We start from the raw sequence: 16,890 nt of genomic DNA on the forward strand, positions 1-16,890 counted from the left end.
TGCTTAAACGGAGAACTATGAATCTTTACTTGTCTGATGTCGAAAAATTTGGGCAACGGCCTCAGACTTATCTGAGTAAGACTTCAGGAGTTCCATTAATTGAAGAGGCGTCCAGCCTTTCGTGCAATTAAATCGCCATAACTATCGACGTTAGCCTGCAGGAGATCGTCGAGTAATTCACCGGTTCCCGTAGCGAACTTTATCCAATAGTGCTTTTCAGGACCATTTGATTGAAAACGTCGACGGTGTTGAGTCTTCATGAATGGATTTGAATCGATTAGGCTTATCTCACGAAAATGATGCTTCGTAGAGGGTACGAACTGAGAACCACCAATTAGGATGAGCGAAAGCCTACGACCAAGATGTTGCTGAAGAGTTTTCAAGCCGTTTACAGCCTTTAATCCTTCCGCGGGCTGACTGTATCCTGTTTGAAAGTTGAATGCTATGTATTCAATATCGTTGTGCTCTTCTAAAACGGAACACCAATTAATCCAGTCCTGGATCATAGTTGCGCTAATATGTGGAACAACTGAAACGCCTGATGCTGACAATTCCGAAAGGCATAGCAATTGACGTTTTATATTGAATAGGTTGTCGGTACGCGGGACGTCCAAAAACATCGAGAAATTCGGAGCGATGTAAAGATCGGGCCCGATCGCAGCAATTACGTCCATGGTCTTGTCTCGACGACGGTAGGTCCAGTACTTCTCTAGGTTTTTGTCTTTGGATGTTCCGCACATGACTAGTTTGGAATAATCGGATATTCCAAACTTTTGACGCAAAGATGCCTGGTCCGCGACGTTCGATTTCAAAAGTCCTTTATCGAGCTTTAAGAAGTCGTAGGGAGAAACTGCTACCGCAGTAGATACAAGTTTTGATTTGCGGTTGGAGCCATGGTGGAGCAATGGAATATAATTGGGAAGCAATATGTCTTGTTGTTGCAGTGGACCAATGCGATGGTTCCCGAAGCCTCCTATTTCCTTGACTCGTGTTGCATATTGCGGATTGTTCGGGCAAACGTTGTCACAGTTGCTATCGCCGCAACAGAACTGATCGAAGCAACTGAGCAGCGCGCGTTCATTTCTCATTCCGCCGCAATGCTGAAGTAACGCACAGTTCTTACAGCCGGGTGGGACGAATTTGGAAGGCGCATTATTTGACGCATGTAATGTCCTTGGACGAACCGATGCTATAGGCAAACTCGTCTCCCTAAATCGTAGCTTGCACGGTAATGCTCTCAGAGATTTCACAGGCACTAATAACTTTGACCTCGGTAAAATCAGGGCAGTCGGAATCTTTCATTGCGTCCCGCAATTGCGTGACGCCATCTCCTTCAATAATTGCCACTGTTTCGCACCCTTTGGAGAGATAGGCGGTATTCCCGTCTTGGCTTATCTGTGCATGCAATGCGTCACCTATTGCAATGGTCTTTCCACTGAGACAATCCGCGTCATAGCAATACACTTGCAAATCGGGACGTCGAAACAGCGAGGGCGTTGACATACGATCCATGGCGGCGTCGCAACCCTTTTTGAAATTCTCGCATTGGCCTTTGCGAAAGTTCTCACCCATGAAAAATAACCTCTCTAACAACGGGATGATAAATCTGCTCACGTCCTTGCTTTTCTCGTCGCAAGAGTCGTTTCTGAAATAGATCTTTCAGGCGATTGTTCCAGGCAGTTGCTTTCACGCCAGAATTCGGGTTCTGTCGTTCTAGTTCTGCTCCTGTGATCCCAGGCATGGCAATGACTGCATCTAGCGTTTGCCTTTGTGCTGGATCCAATGCCCCAGCGAGAATTGCCGAGTTAAGTTGTGAATCTCCGTCTGCAATCAGGAAGCAACGATGATTCCATTCTGCGACTAATTGAAGATCATCAATCCAATCAGATTCCAAATTCATAAGGATTGGGAAGAGATCATTGCGACGATCTGCCATCCAGCCAACTAATGGAATCAATGCTTCATTGATCCATGAGCCGGTCACGATTTCGATATCCCCAAAATCCAGCAATATCAGGCCACCCTCTTCGGATTCACTTATCTCGGAGCAAAGCAACGGAAAGTGCTTGCGGCCAAGGGGACGTCCTTGCAGCAAGCTCGTGTAAAGCGTCTGTTTCAATCTTATTTGTCTAGTCACGTCAGTCCTGATTCTCAGTATTCTCATGTGCGGCACGTGAGTATAGAGGCGAATGGCTTCACTGACAAGCCTCAAAAATGCTTTTTCAGAGCAATTGTTCTTGGCTTGATTCGAATGAGCGGCAGCTTAGCGTAACCTGAAACCCAGGCCGAAAGGTTACAGAATGCTTGATTATCTTGTCGAAGTGATTCGACTTTCCGTCAATGGAAATGGCTCCTTCCCCGCTACGAAAACGCAAGGTTCCATTTGCCTCGGCCATGTTTTTGAAAACCGTAGAGAATCCTGTTCCGCCGTGACCAAACCCGTAACGCGACTCGCCATCCTTGAGCGCCGTTTCAATGGCATCGACGTGCAAAGTTAGATTCTTATATCGTGAATTGGTTTTTAGTGACTTGAGCACACCAATTCCAACATCAGCAATGATGCAAACGGCAGAGTCATTTGTTGTCTGGTAACCGACCAGAATTCCGTGTCTTGATCGACTGTGACATACAGCATTGTCAGCCATCTCACCCATGGCAGCAGCAATCTCAAGAGCCTTTTTTCGATGAAATCCAGCCTGCACGATAGAAAATGCGAAGCGAGCACCGAATTCAAGCCAGCGAGATCCAGTCATATCATCATTGCTGTTCAAAGCTATGAACTCGAAATCCTGAGCCGTTATGGTAGACGGCGAGGGCTCTTGATCTCCGTGGGCCCGCAAACCCAAAGGGGAGCGAATTTTCGCAAGAGCTAAACCAAGTTTAGACGAGTAAATCGGCCTTGGGACTGCAGGTAAATCAGGGTATTGAAATCTAAGACAGCCATATTCAACCAATCCCGGTAATGTAGCTGAGGTCAGTTTCGCGATATGGTCCTCAATGCTCTTTGATTTTGCAACAGCTCGTTGAAATTTCTCGACAAGATCAACATTTAGGATCATCGCCTTCCTTCTAAATGAGTTTTGATAGAATAGAGAAGTTGCCTGACGTCAAAGATCGCGATTCGGCTATATCGATCAAAACGCTGTACCGCATCTTTACAACGGGTTAGCTGGGAAATCGTAATGTTAAATCAATACCATGCTCAGCTACTACAAAATGAAACCGCAAGTAGGGAATTTATCGAAGGAGGCAGGAGTTGAAAATCTATAGGATGCCCGACGTGTTGTCCTTGGATTATTGCCGGCTTTTGCCAGTGTTAGCAATTTTTATCGCCGATTTGGCCAGGATTCCCCTGAATCTACTGCAAAGGCTCTTCGGGGCTACCAATTAGCCGGGGCCGTTCAAGCTTAGGACCTTATCCCTGCGATTTGTCTTCTAGGTGAGGGCAGTTCGTGCGGTGTTAATACGAATGCCATTGCCAGCGTATGCCCAGCATTTCTATGCAACGACCGTTCGAGACATGGAGACGATGCACAGTAGTAGAGCAGAACCTGATTCGAGCTGTAGATCGCGCTGTTGAGTTCGTCGGAATGTACTCGTTTTGCGGCCCGTACTGCGTATTGAGCTTCGCCGGTAACATGCCATCCACCAGTTGGATTTTGTTTGGGCACGATTCATAGGCGAATTCGACGATCTGGAATAGGTGTGGCAGGGCCTTGAGATCCGACGTCAGAATGCAGGTGTTGCATTTCTCCTTTTGCGTCGAGGTGTCACATATCGCGTAGCGTTAAAACGCCCAGTTGGCGGGCCTTCAGCGCGAAAGGTTACGTCAGTCGAGGCCCTCAACTCAGTCTTCGACGAGCATCCGGACTATCACGGTAGTCCATATTTGTAAGGCCCCTGCTTTCGTCAGTGTGATATGAGACGCTTGACCGTGCAGGCGTCGGAAACATTAGGAGGCCTTTTCCAGGAAAACTGTTAGCCAAACTGCGAACTGCGTGGGCAAAACGAAGGTAATGAAATCAATGCATTCCTGCCATCCGTCCGGTATCTCGTAGCTCTCTCCTCTTGTTATTACAGCGAGTTCCGGAATCTTACGTAACAGGAGTCTATCTGGTGCGGTTGGGGCTCGAGGCTGGTGCAAGTTGGCTCATCGCCGTGCCGCCGCGTATCAATCGCGAACTACTTACAATCGCCAAAACTCCCATAGCTTGTATCGCCCACTAGCGCAACTGCATCGTCTTTTGAGATAGCAGTGTTTTCCATTGGCGGCAGTTCAAGCGGACAAAACAACAGTCCCACTGATGCCGTTTCGAGACAAATTAGAAAATTGGATTGTGATCAAGTACAATCCTCCCTCTTGAGTCACGAAACGTGAAAGTTTCCCGCCAGGTTGTGATCGTTCCGACGACGGATTTCTGCGATCTTCCCGTTTGCACTCGAATAAGTTATTCCGACACCTGCATGCGTCGAGACACACTCCGCTTGTGCCTGTTCGACTTAATGTTCAAGACAGTCTTAAGTGGCTAAATTTGCAACCTAGTTAATTGAGCTCTTACAATCACACGTGGGTGTTCCGATGGTGCACTAGACGCTCAGTCGCACAAAATGACCTGCGATTCCAACTTGGCCGAACCTTCGGCGAAGTTATCCTCTCCTTTTAATTTCCAGGGCGTCAACAGCGCTCTCAACGCCGTAAAAAGTGGGTGCAAGAATGGTCGATTTCAGCAAAATGCTCAACGAGGATGATTTGCCCGAACCCATAAATCCGGCCGATATCTTCCACTCGCTTCCTCGGTCGGACACGAAGTTCGACTATCTCCGCGATGTCCAAGGAGAAGTGCTGAAGGCGTGGCATTCTCGCCGGAATGACCGCGACATTGTAGTCAAGATGAACACTGGCTCAGGCAAGACCCTCGTGGGGCTGCTGATGTTACAATCGCTACTGAATGAGCAGATTGGACCCTCGCTCTACCTTTGTCCGAACAAACAACTCGTGGAGCAGGTATTGAAGACGGGCTCGGAAATTGGGCTTCCAGTCGTTGCCGATGGGGCCACGACCGAACTGCCACACGAGTTTCTCAACAGCGAGTCCATCTACGTCACGACGTTCAAGAAGCTTTTCAACGGGCGTTCAGTGTTCGGGATCCCCGGTTCGAATAGGCCGCCGGTAAGCGTGGGCGGCATCCTCGTGGATGATGCTCATAGTTGCCTGTCCATTGCGAGGGAAACCGTAACGGTTTCCTTAGAATCGGGTTCTGCGGGCTACAAGAAGATTTTCAGTCTGTTCAAGTCCGTCCTGAACGACCAATGTGCGAGTAAAGTGGCGGAATTGGACCAGGGATACCCCTGGACCAGGGTGCCGGTGCCCTATTGGGCCTGGATGGATCGGCAGTCGGACGTGGCCGCAGTCCTGGCAAAGCTCCGAGATGATCCTGCACTGACCTTTTCCTGGGATCTGATCAAGGAAGACTTGAACGCTTGCCACTGCTTCATCTCTGGTAACCGACTCGAAATCACCCCCTATACCGTGCCCATTGAATCCGTTCCAAGCTTCGCCCAAGCGAAGCGTCGTTTCTTCCTTTCGGCTACGCTGATCGACGACTCGATCTTGCTAAAGGAATTTGGCATCACGAAGGCTGCGGCGGCCAGTCCTATCCGCCCTCCGATCGTCGGCGACATCGGCGAACGCATGATTCTCGCACCCAGCCTGATCGATACGAGCCTGGAAGCCGAAATCCCCGACATCTGCAAATGGGTCGCCAGCAAAGAACACAATGTGGTAGTCTTGGTACCATCATTCAAATTGGCGAATCGCTGGGCCAGCGTTGGCGCTGAACTTGCCCAGGGGGATGACGTTGGCAGGATTGTGGAGCGGCTCCGAACCTCGAAAGGCAATTTCGTCGTCTTGGCCAATCGCTATGACGGCATTGATCTCCCCGATAACGCCTGCCACGTGCTCGTTCTCGACGGTGTTCCGACTGGCGAATCCTATTACGATAGCCATGTTGCCTCGGTGCGATCCGACTCGACGCTCGTGACCGGTCGAGTGGCACAAACCATCGAACAGGGATTGGGGCGTGGCGTCCGGTCCGGAAAAGACTACTGCGTAGTCCTGCTCTGCGGTTCACAGTTGGTACAATTTGTGGGCATCAAGGAGCGGCTGAATCTATTCTCGCCTGAAACCAAGCAGCAGTTCTTGATCGGGCAGGAAATCGTCAAGCAAACGAAGTCGGACGATGGTACGCCCAAGGATAAGCTCGTGGGTCTGATGCGTACTTGCCTCAACCGCGACGCGGCGTGGAAGGCATATCACGCTAAAAAGATGGTTCGCTTATCGCAGGTCGAGCAAGACTCGTTCAAATTGGAGATCGCGGAAGCTGAGCGACGAGCGTCGCTGCGATTCCGTGCGGGGAGTTGCGTCGAAGCTGGCGAAATCATCCAGGCTGAATTGGAACCACGTAAATTCGCGTCCAATTCCGATAAAGGCTGGTTCATCCAAACCGCGGCGACGTATTTCCATGCGGCCGATCCCAACCGAGCCCAGGAGATGCAGCGCAAGGCGCACGAGTTCAATCGTTTGCTGTTCCGCCCAGTGGCCGGCGTCCGTTACCAGAAAATCATCGGCAGGACAGGCTTGCAAGCCCAGAACATCCTAACCTGGGTCCAGTCCCACACCGACCCCAATGCCATCACGGTCTCCGTCGAAGGTCTGGTCAACAATCTCGCCTTTGGGGTAAACCATCTTCAATTTGAAGAGAGTTGGAAGGACCTTGGCACCGTACTCGGATTTACCAGCGAGCGTCCGGAGCTGGAAATTGGAAAAGGTCCGGATGGGTTGTGGGCCATGCCCGACAACCACTACCTCTTGGCCGAGATCAAGAATGAAGTTTTACTCGATCGCGACGAAATACAGCAGGATGAAGCCGAACAACTCTCCAATAGCGCGAACTGGTTCATTAAAGAATATGGGAAAGCAGCCCCCGTTGTGCTTCTCTTGGTCCATCCAACGAACGACCTGAGCGACTCGGCCTACCCGCCCGCGAACACAGTTGTAATGACCCCCAGGAAACTCGAAGAACTGCACCGCCGGCTTCGAGCCTTTGCGGCGGCATTGTCATCAAAGGCATCGGAATCCTGGACCACGACGGAGATTGGCAAACTCCTGGCGAGCCATCAGATTGATCCAGGTAGCATCCGGACCAACTATTGTGTACCGGCACGGAAGTAAACCGCGGCCGAACTAGGGCTCAGTTCTCGTGTCTATCCGAAACTCCAAAGTTCCTTTCAGATAATTCCCTCGGTTGTCGCTGATACCGACCAAATGCATTGACCGCAGCAAGTGCAGCAACTCGTTGACGCGCTCCGGACGAACCGACCTGATACAGTATCTCTCCGCGTCAATCACAGCTATCGTTTACTGGTGAGGAGAGAAGCATGGGAAATCTGACACATTGATGACTCGAGTGTTAACTCGGCGAGCTGGAAACGAATATGCAAGAGAGAAGTCGAAAAAGCCAGCACCCTATCCAAATGAAGTCTATGAGGAGGGATTCGGTGTAGCAAAGTGTAGTTAATCTACTCGATTCGACCTGAATTCGACGAAATTTACCCGAGTTTGGACGTACAGTAATTTCACCGAAAAACCGCCAGTTTCGCCGAGGTTTTCGGCCAATCTCATCATCAGGCTTCTACTTATCGTCCATGAAGATGACGACGATGTTGGGGGTACGATCTTTATCCGCGGATTGCGCCTGTTTTCCCGGGAGGAACGAGACGACGCCAAGCGTAAGGATAAAGACAAAGGTCGCAATTCGATGCCGCAAATTAGGACTGGAGTTATCGCTGGTCGGTTTGATCAAGCCATGCATTTTCTTAGCGGCTCCATAAGATTCTGTGTTCGGTGGGATGTGTGATAGGCAGAACTAGTATCGTCGGCAGCGAGAACAAGGTCAACGATTGTCCGCACATGCCGAGGCGGAGGTATTCGAGTTATCACCAGAAAGACTAGGAAGCGACGTCATTCTCACGGATCGGCTTGGCACTGGAAGCAAGCGGATGGCTTTCCAGATGGGACCGAAGGCATTCGAGTTAGGGAAGCCTTTCTTTACCCTGTAAAATCGAGAAAGTGCGTTGTCTAGGCATTCGAATCGAATAAGGGGCTTCAGCGTGCGTCGGTTATCAATTCGGCAAGTGAGTTTCGGGGGCGATCGCTTTGCAATAACGCACTCATGAAATTTCATTCTGGAACGGGGAATTCCAATTTCGAACTCACAGGATACGAATTTGTGCCCGAACGACATGTGACCTGTGTGCAATGCCAGGTATTTGCATGAAAGAATACGGGCAATCCACACTCGTAATCGAATATCCATGCGGCTGATTCCCCTAATAACATCGCACTTTTTGGGTGGCGATCCTTGCGAATGAAACGGCAGTATCATCCAAATGGCACATCTCTTGCTTGACAAGCATATGCCGCTGATCAATCGATCAAACTGCGATTGTGGCGCCCCACTTGCCTGGTTCTCGCGATTCCTGATGTTGACGCAGGGTTGAGACAGCTTTAGTGCTTCAAGACCTTCTCAAAGAATCACAATTACCCACCTTTAATAGGACAGCGGATGCATATTTGCTCCGCTGGCACCTAGCAGCAAGTCAAATTCAATCTAATCCGTAGATTTAGGAAATGCCCCGACATGAGTAACATTTCTCCCACAGATCTAGGCTCGCCGACTACTTCCCAACCGGTTTTTCGATTGGCAGTTATTCTCCATAAGTCTCTATCTGGAGGTTCGGCCGCGAACGTAGCAGCGATCATTGCGGGAGGACTGAAGTGCGAGGCGTTTGGCCCGCCGATTATGGATAAGGGGGGGAACGCTCATGCGTCCATTCGATGGAATATGCCCATCCTCAAAGCAAAGACGAATGGGCAATTGCAAACGCTCATGGAAAAGTCGACCGCGCACCCAGGAGTTGAGTCTGTCGCTTTCTGCGATGAAGGACGTTTGCTCAGTAACAACTTTGCCGAATATCATAACTTGATCCAAGGTAGTGAACCAAGCGAATTGTCACTGCTTGCAGTAGGAGTGTTTGGTAGTGATAAGGATGTTCGCGATCTAACTCGCGCATTCTCTTTGTATCAATAATTGTGGTACGATCTACTTCAGTGATCGAATATGTAGTTGGCGTGAAAATAGTATTGCTCGTCGGGAAACGGAAATGATTGATACCACTACAAGCCCGATTCAATCTGCCTTGCGGATGCTGGCCGGCCATGTCCGTCGCAGCGAAAATAGCGAGCTGATCGCTCACTACCTTGCCGATAACGTAGCCTGCATCTTTGACCTGACACATGACAAGGGTGTCTATCTGTCCTCGCACCAGCAAGCCCTTTTCCTGCTGACAACATGGCACTCTCAGCTTGACCGTCAAATCCCATGTCGCATCTCCCTTGCGGCGGGAGCCGACCTGCTAGATTCGATCAAGAACCGCACCAACAGTTCTTATATCGCAGCAATCATTGCAACGAAGCTAGATGGGTATTATCCGCACACTGATTTTTGCAATGGCACACTGAAGACTGGTCAACAAATCCGAGAGTTTATGCAGGCTGTTTTATCGGTCGGTTCCTGTCCTGCAAATCATGGCTGTGACATGCCATATGCTCGCAAGATATGTATGGCAAAGAGAGTGCAATTCTGGATGCATGAGCAAGGAAATAAGTTCAATATGATAGGATCTCTTGCTAGACTGGCCCGGGATGGTCGCGCCGAGATTGGCAAAGTGAACGACCTCCGTGCGGCATGGAGCGAATTGACGACGCTCGCGACGGAAACACTGCTCGTACAGGCGTGGCCGCTCTGGGTGTTTCGATCACCACTTTCTACTTGGGCGGATCACTGGGCATCCATCGAATCTAAAATCGAGCTGCTCAAGGGAATGCCATCACAAACATCCATCGCCAATGCCGCAACGGAAATAGGGGGACATCTACACGAAATCAATCGAGCGTTGTCGGTTTTCGAGCCTGAGAAGTTGAAAGAGCTAGACAGATATAAGCTAAATGACAACTACGTCTAAATGTCAAAGGGAATGATTATGTTGGTGGCGACATTAGGACCAGCTGGGACATGTAGCGAAGAGGTTGCGATTGGATATCTGCACGAATTGGGACTCGATCCGGCCGCTCACCTCGTGCTCTGTGCATCGTTCGAAGCGGCAGCTGCCAAGGTAATTGATGGGGAGGCACAGCGAATCATTGTTCCGGCTGCGTACACGAAATTTCACGACATCATGTTTATGAACCTAGGGCAATTGCATGTCGTCGAAATGCTTTACAGCAAGACGCCGGCTTTCCTGTTGGCAGGAAAGAGGTCCATTTCCCCGATATCATCCGATCAGCCGTATCGTATTGCCTCACACCCTTCGCCGGCCCCGCTGTTGAACCGCCTTCATTTTGCGTATGAGGTGGTTGAAGTCAGTTCCAATTCCGTTGCCGCCTGGACGGTGGCCCGCGGCGAGACAAATCTTTGCCTAACCAATCAACGGGCACTGACGGAAGTAAATTCTCAGGTTGATCATGAATCCCAGTTGGAAGTAGTCGAGTATTTCGGATCGGTTGACATGGTGTGGGCCGTCTTGGAGTTGGGGGCTAGCGATGACAAGCGGAGCTTTTGGTCGGGGCACTTTGAGAGAAGCTCAGATCTTAATCCCGAAGCGGTAACACAATGGCTTCACGACAACAGCCTCGCAAGCGACAAGAATGGACCGCTGGAGGGGATTCGAATTGATCTGGCACACACATACGATTCGAAAGCCAACTCGACCAAGCCTCAGGCTCTTTTCGTTGACAACGATCCGTCGGCGTTCGACTTAATCCCTGAGGTATTTACAGGATGGGATTGGACTAATTGTCAAACAAGTTCAGAGGCGGCAAAAGAGATTCGCAATAAGGAATTCTCACTGGCGTTGGTTGACGTCGGGTTGCTGCGCGATGACGACCATTCAGATCAATCTGGGGCCCAGCTATTGAGCCTGATTCGAAAATCTACACCTTCGGTGCACATCTTGATGATTACGGGTCTTGGAAGATCCGATGATTTGGTGACCTACTGCTTTCGCATGGGAGCTCTGGACTATATGCGAAAGCCCCTCGACATCGATCGCCTGTCCGATTGGTTGAACCTACTGGCCCGGCGATGGAAATCCAATCAGGCAAGTCGATGTGTGATTCATCGCACTCATCCCCCCAACAACAAAGCAATGTGAGCACGATATGGATCAATATAATGACAACTGGATGAAGCCGCTTTTTCTTGGGCCAAAGGCAGAGAACTCGCAATTATTCGAGAACCTGTACGTCGAATGCTTTCGTGACCATTGCTTCTGGCGACGGAACTTTCACCCGGACGATCGCGAATGGGTTCGTGAATCTGACAAAATTGGGGTGGAATTCGTTTCTACCCAAGCGAAGCTGCGTGATGGACTAAATCGGTTGATTGCCGAATTAAAACGCTGTAGTCCAACTTTTCACTTCCGTTACCTGGGGCATATGCATACGGACTTGCAAGTCGCAGGAGTGCTGGGGCAGTTAGCCGCGCTGTTTTACTCCCAAAACAATGTGGTGGCAGAGGCATCGCCCGTAACGGCACGCCTGGAGGCTCGAGCAATCGGCCGAATTGGAACGATGCTTGGCTACAGTGAGCATAATGGAATCAAGCCCTGGGGGAACATCTGTTCGGGCGGCACTGCGGCAAATATTCAGGCAATTTGGGTAGCGAGAAACGTTCGCCTGGCCCCAGTGAGCCTGTTTCTGAAATTGAAGGAATTCCAAAAGGCTCCACAAAAACTCCCTGTCGGGCTAGTGGATATCTTGGTGGAGCTTTCTGTCGAGTACGCTGGAGCACGTAAGAGAATCGTCGACCTGACAACGTTTGAGTTGTTGAATATTCCCCGATCGGAGATCCTCGCGATGCGTGATCAGATTGCCGGAATATCGTTGTCGTTCTTCGAGAGCCCTGAGGGGGCCGCGTTTCCTACCCCCAAAGACCTGCGGTCCTATGCATTTGAGATCGCGGATACTTTACTGCGATCGATGTCGCCGGTCGAAGTTGGGACGTCATATGTCGACGAGGCATTAGCGAGCTACGGCCTTAAGCCCATAAGCCGCTTTCCGTGGAAGCTGATTGTGGCATCCACTAAGCACTACAGCATTGAGAAAATCGCAGACCTCTTAGGGCTAGGCCGAATGTCTGTTGTCTCCGTCCCGATTGAGCACGATTTCTCGATCGACATTAGCGAACTTGAAAAGACCATGAATCAATTTGCCACCGATAAACGCGAAGGGCATCGCCCGATACCGTTGGCAATTATTCCGATCATGGGAACCACAGAAGAGGGTGCTGTTGATAGCCTGCCGGAAATTCTCAGGGTGTGCGAACAGTTTCGCTCCCGTGGGTTAGAAACGTGGATTCATGCCGACGCAGCCTATGGCGGTTATGCCGCGGCAATGCTTCGCAAGAGTGAAGGTGAAGAAGAGGCTTCTACTCCGATCACTTACTTCACCCGTCTGGCTGGTAAGGACATGGGTGACGACCCATATATCGCGAATTGGGGTGAAACCATTCGAAGGTTGAATGGCATGGGAAAATGCGATTCGATCACCGTTGATCCACACAAAATGGGACTGCAGCCTTATCCTGCTGGGGCGATTGTTTTCCACGATAGCAGATCCAAAAGCGCCGTTTCGTGTGAGGCCCCCTATCTATTCGACAGCGAAGACGTCGAGGCTTTTCCGGGACGTTATACACTGGAAGGATCGCGCCCAGGGCATGTCGCAGCGGGTATCCATTTGGCGCACGAAGTCCTGGAATTGGACCAATACGGACACGGAGCGATGATTGGCCGCTCGATGTTAGCAGCACGTCAGTTACATCGTGAATTGCCGGAAATCATCCAAGCTGAGAACTCGAACGTATCGATTCACTTCCCCGTTCGACCAGCGCTGAACATCCTGAATTTCATCCTTACTCATCGCGAGGTTTCCACGCTCAAAGAACAGAACATTCTGACCGACCTGATCCTCGAGGAGTTTTCCGCGGACAAAGATCGGACACGTCCCATTTCAGACTTTTCGTTCTTCTTCGTCTCCACCGGACTTCCTCTCAGGAAATACCAAAAGGTACTTCCTCCACTTTTCGATGCCGCGGCGATCAAAGTAGAAGATCGTGAAACCGAAACAGAGAGCTTGCGAATGTTTCGATCGGTTATCATGCATCCCCATTTGCTTGGGGCCACCACCCGTATCAATGGAGAGACGACTCCGATCATCGATGTGCTCGGACGCCGATTGGCACAAGTTTGCAACGAAAAGGTCAAAGAGATCGCCAAGCAGCGTTGCCGTAATCTGCGGGACGCATTCACGCGTCCTCCGCGAATCATGATTGTCGAAGATGAAGAACGACAAATTGGAATGATTCGTAACCTGCTGCTCGGTCAACTAGAGTCTTATGAACCCATCGTTGCCCAAAGTGAAGAGAAAGCTCGACAGATTATCGAAAACGCTTTCGAGCAAAAGCAAGTCATCGATTTGCTTATATGTGATCTAAACCTACAGGGCGATGATCACATTCCAGCTTCCAAAGGGAGTGGAAACTCGGTGATAAGAAAATTCCGAGAGGCTTTTGGGCCAGCCCGACCGATTCTTGCAATGTCGGTGTTTTCGGGGCTTTCTATGGAGGAGCGGAAAGAAGTTGAAGCGGATCGCCTCTTCGACAAGGCCAAGTTTGTTTCGTCGCAGCCTGCCGGCGACGCGTCAGATCTTACCGAAGCGGAAAGGGAATTCATAAGCACCGTAACTAGCATGCTGGAAGACTTGGTGCGTCAAGGAGAGTCCCTGCGGCTTTCGGCGATCTAAGACCCGAATTCATCTTCGTTTACCAGGTCTGTTCATGTCGTTGGAAGTCAACCAACGTGTTCGATAAGTCGCTGCTTTGACGTGATTAGTAAGCTGCCTCGGTCGAATGCCGAAATGACGAACGGCGGAAATCTGAGTCAGTAGAGACTATTTGGTTACGCGGTTGCATTCCTGAGTTACGAATTTGTAACCGCCTGCCCTGTATTCCGGCGATCTTATAGCCCATTTGGCCAATGGCACGCCGGGTGCTTTGATGGACACATCCAAGATCGCGGAGGGTCGGAATGGGAATTTATTTGGACAACGCAGCGACAACGCAGCCATCAAGAGAAGTAGTGGATACTTGTTCAGAGGTGTCGTACTTTCAATACGCCAATGCTTCCAGTCGACACCGATCTGGTAGGGAAGCCCGTGCACTGGTAGATAAGGCGCGGCAGACGATTGCCACCGAACTTCAATGTAACGTTGGCGAAATCGTTTTCACCAGTGGGGGCACCGAGGCGAACGTGATGGTGACAGCTGGCTTGGCGGCCAGTCTCCACCCAGCCCGTAAACACGTGATTATTAGCAAGATAGAGCACAGCTCGATTCTGTCTTGTGTTAGTCGCCTGGAGGAAATGGAATGCGAAGTGACCTTGGTTGCTCCGAATCGCAATGGGCGGGTGGAAGTTGAGGCCATTGTCGATGCTTTACGGCCTGATACAGGCTTCGTGTCGTTGATGCTCGTCAACAACGAGGTTGGCACCATCCAGCCCGTAGCAGAATTGGGGATGGAGTGCCGACGTCGAGGAGTCATTCTGCATAGTGATGCGGTCCAGGCGATCGGCAAGATCCCGGTCAAAGTCAACGAACTTAACGTGGACGTTTTGACCTTTTCAGGGCACAAGATCCATGGTCCCAAGGGGATCGGTGGCGTCTATATCCGTGAAGGGGTTGATCTGCCACCTTTGCTAGGAGGCGGTGATCAGGAATTCAACCGACGAGCAGGCACTGAAAATGTCCCCGGGATCGTGGGCATGGCCAAGGCATTCGAAATGTTCAACTTCGTTGAGATGGCGCAAGTGGAACTGCTGCGAAAAGAATTAGAGTATCGCCTTAAAGAACTTCCAGGCGTCATCGTTAACGCGGAAGAAATGCCGCGTGCTCCCCATATCTCGAACGTTTGCTTCACGGCTATCGATGGCGATTACTTGATGGGGCGTTTGATTAACAACAATATTTGCGTTTCTTCGGGATCGGCTTGCAGTTCATCTCACGATAAGCCCTCGCATGTTTTGCAGGCAATGAAAGTTGAGCGTGGTATGGCACGAACTGCTATTCGATTCTCCCTCAGCCAGTATACAACGCGTCACGAAATCCTCGACTGCATCGACGCCGTTCGAGCCAGTTTCCGGCAGCTTGGGCTCTGCTCGACATGATTTAGAATTCAATTTGGAACGCTTTGCAACATGACTATGCTCGACACGATAGTTACAGCGACCTATTTCCTAGCCCTGGTAGTACTAGTGATTTCTGGTCGGCGCGCAAAAAGCATGGTCGATTTTGCAGTTGGGTCTCGGGAGATTCCAGGGACCATCGTTTTTGCAACGCTTTCAGCGACAGTGATTGGTCCTGGATATTCCATGGGCTTGGCAAACAAAGTCGCCGGCGATGGGCTTATCTGGCTATTAATCTTCTTCGCATTTTCCGCCCAGACTGTTCTGATTGGGATGTTTGTTGCGCCGCGACTGCGGGAGTTTACCGAAGCAGTTTCCGTAGGAGACGTAATTGGGTACCGCTATGGTGCTTTGTGTAAAGTCGTGACGGGCATTCTTTCCGTACTGCTATGCACCGGCATCGTCGGGGCGATAGCCAAAGCAACCGGCGATATCCTGGCATCGGCCACGGGGCTTCCGTTCTTGTGGTGTGTAATCGGCAGTACGGTTGTTGTAGTTGCTTACAGTACGTTCGGCGGAATCAAGAGTGACATTATCTCGGACGTATTTCAGTTCATTGTCTTGGCAGCGACCTTTCCTTTGGTCTTGTTCATGATGCACACGGAGTTCGGCCTACCTGAACTACTTGAGGGAGTTTCTACAGAGACCTCCAGTCTGAGCGGTCCCTCTGGACTGCAACTGTTTTCGCTTGTTCTGGCATTCTTTCTAGGTGAAACGCTTATACCTCCTTATGTAAACCGTGCTTATGCGGCGGCAAATCCTCGGCAAGCCAGGCTTGGCTTTTTGCTCACGGGAGGATTTAGCGTGGCCTGGTTCATCGTGTGTGCCAGCATAGGTTTACTGGGAAGAGGTGTCGTGGACGCTGACTCTGAAAATGTATTTATGGCAACACTGATGTATGTGTTACCGAGCGGCCTCTTGGGCCTCGCGTTTGCCGCCATGTTTAGCATCATCATGAGCAGCCAGGATTCGCTGCTAAATGCGGCTGCGGTTTCGCTTCAGAACGATGTCCTGGGCCAACTGACAGGTAACTTGAAAAACCACATCGATGGAATCAAGCTGGTAAAGGTCATAACTGTCCTAATTGGAGTCACAGCAATGTCTTTCGCGCTTGTCGTTCCTGGGATCGTCGAAGCGCTAATGGTTTGTTACACCCTTTGGGCGCCAACGATCGTTCTGCCCTTGATTATTGCGGTTTTGATGAAAGGCGCTCATCCGTACGCAGGGGCATCAGCAATCTTTGCTGGTGCTCTAGCAACTGTGGCTTGGGAGTGGATTCTGCACGTTCCTTATGGCATCCCTTCTCTCCTTGTTGGTGTCACAGTCAATCAAGCGGTATTTTGGTCGGTTCAGTGCGTTGTGACGACTTCTCCACGCAATAAGTGGTTTGCACCACTTTCTGAATCACAACCTAAGGAGTCTACCTGACATGATCATTCTCATTACGATGTCAGCAATATTTTGCATAGCATCCGCAGTGATAGTGTCCTACCAGGCTGTCAAGGGATGGCAGAACCTGCGAAACCACTAATGCAC

At 50.4% G+C, this 16,890-nt stretch carries 11 protein-coding genes; 7 read left to right on the top strand and 4 right to left on the bottom strand.

Features of this window, described 5'->3' with window-relative positions:
* Positions 1-95: 95 nt before the first annotated feature.
* The 4 genes from LA756_RS01655 to LA756_RS01670 form a co-directional block, all read right to left on the bottom strand.
* The gene (locus tag LA756_RS01655) at positions 96-1,088 is read right to left on the bottom strand and encodes a DUF4417 domain-containing protein (protein WP_224438149.1); all 993 of its coding nucleotides are present in this window, start codon (positions 1,086-1,088) and stop codon (positions 96-98) included.
* Positions 1,089-1,209: 121 nt separating this feature from the next.
* On the bottom strand, positions 1,210-1,572 hold the full coding sequence (locus tag LA756_RS01660; protein ID WP_224438150.1) for a hypothetical protein: 363 nt from the start codon (positions 1,570-1,572) through the stop codon (positions 1,210-1,212).
* Positions 1,565-2,119, bottom strand: a complete 555-nt coding sequence (locus tag LA756_RS01665) for a helix-turn-helix domain-containing protein (protein WP_224438151.1) — start codon at positions 2,117-2,119, stop codon at positions 1,565-1,567. Before LA756_RS01665 ends, LA756_RS01660 begins: the two co-directional genes overlap by 8 nt.
* Before the next feature lie 103 nt (positions 2,120-2,222).
* Entirely contained in the window at positions 2,223-3,059 is an 837-nt protein-coding gene (locus LA756_RS01670) for a hypothetical protein (RefSeq protein WP_224438152.1), read from the bottom strand.
* A gap of 1,655 nt (positions 3,060-4,714) precedes the next feature.
* Between LA756_RS01670 and LA756_RS01675 the strand changes: the two genes are divergently transcribed.
* The 7 genes from LA756_RS01675 to LA756_RS01705 all read left to right on the top strand — a co-directional run bounded on the left by LA756_RS01675 (position 4,715) and on the right by LA756_RS01705 (position 16,782).
* Positions 4,715-7,231 (top strand): DEAD/DEAH box helicase, encoded by a 2,517-nt coding sequence (locus tag LA756_RS01675; protein WP_224438153.1) that lies wholly within the window; start codon positions 4,715-4,717, stop codon positions 7,229-7,231.
* Between the two features lie 1,468 nt (positions 7,232-8,699).
* Positions 8,700-9,149 carry a DUF2000 domain-containing protein gene (locus tag LA756_RS01680; protein ID WP_224438154.1) on the top strand — a complete coding sequence of 150 codons (450 nt, stop codon included), beginning with the start codon at positions 8,700-8,702 and terminating at the stop codon, positions 9,147-9,149.
* A gap of 73 nt (positions 9,150-9,222) precedes the next feature.
* On the top strand, positions 9,223-10,083 hold the full coding sequence (locus LA756_RS01685) for a hypothetical protein (protein ID WP_224438155.1): 861 nt from the start codon (positions 9,223-9,225) through the stop codon (positions 10,081-10,083).
* An 18-nt stretch (positions 10,084-10,101) separates the two neighbouring features.
* Positions 10,102-11,271 carry a response regulator gene (locus tag LA756_RS01690; RefSeq protein ID WP_224438156.1) on the top strand — a complete coding sequence of 390 codons (1,170 nt, stop codon included), beginning with the start codon at positions 10,102-10,104 and terminating at the stop codon, positions 11,269-11,271.
* 7 nt (positions 11,272-11,278) lie between these two features.
* A complete protein-coding gene (locus tag LA756_RS01695; protein WP_224438157.1) occupies positions 11,279-13,918 on the top strand; it encodes a pyridoxal-dependent decarboxylase in 2,640 nt (879 codons plus the stop codon).
* Between the two features lie 284 nt (positions 13,919-14,202).
* Positions 14,203-15,336, top strand: coding sequence for a cysteine desulfurase family protein (locus LA756_RS01700; RefSeq protein ID WP_224438158.1), 1,134 nt, complete (start codon positions 14,203-14,205; stop codon positions 15,334-15,336).
* A 30-nt stretch (positions 15,337-15,366) separates the two neighbouring features.
* Entirely contained in the window at positions 15,367-16,782 is a 1,416-nt protein-coding gene (locus LA756_RS01705) for a sodium:solute symporter (protein WP_224438159.1), read from the top strand.
* Positions 16,783-16,890 lie beyond the last annotated feature (108 nt).

Origin of the sequence: Bremerella sp. TYQ1 (assembly GCF_020150455.1) — a bacterium.
GTDB lineage: Bacteria > Planctomycetota > Planctomycetia > Pirellulales > Pirellulaceae > Bremerella > Bremerella volcania_A.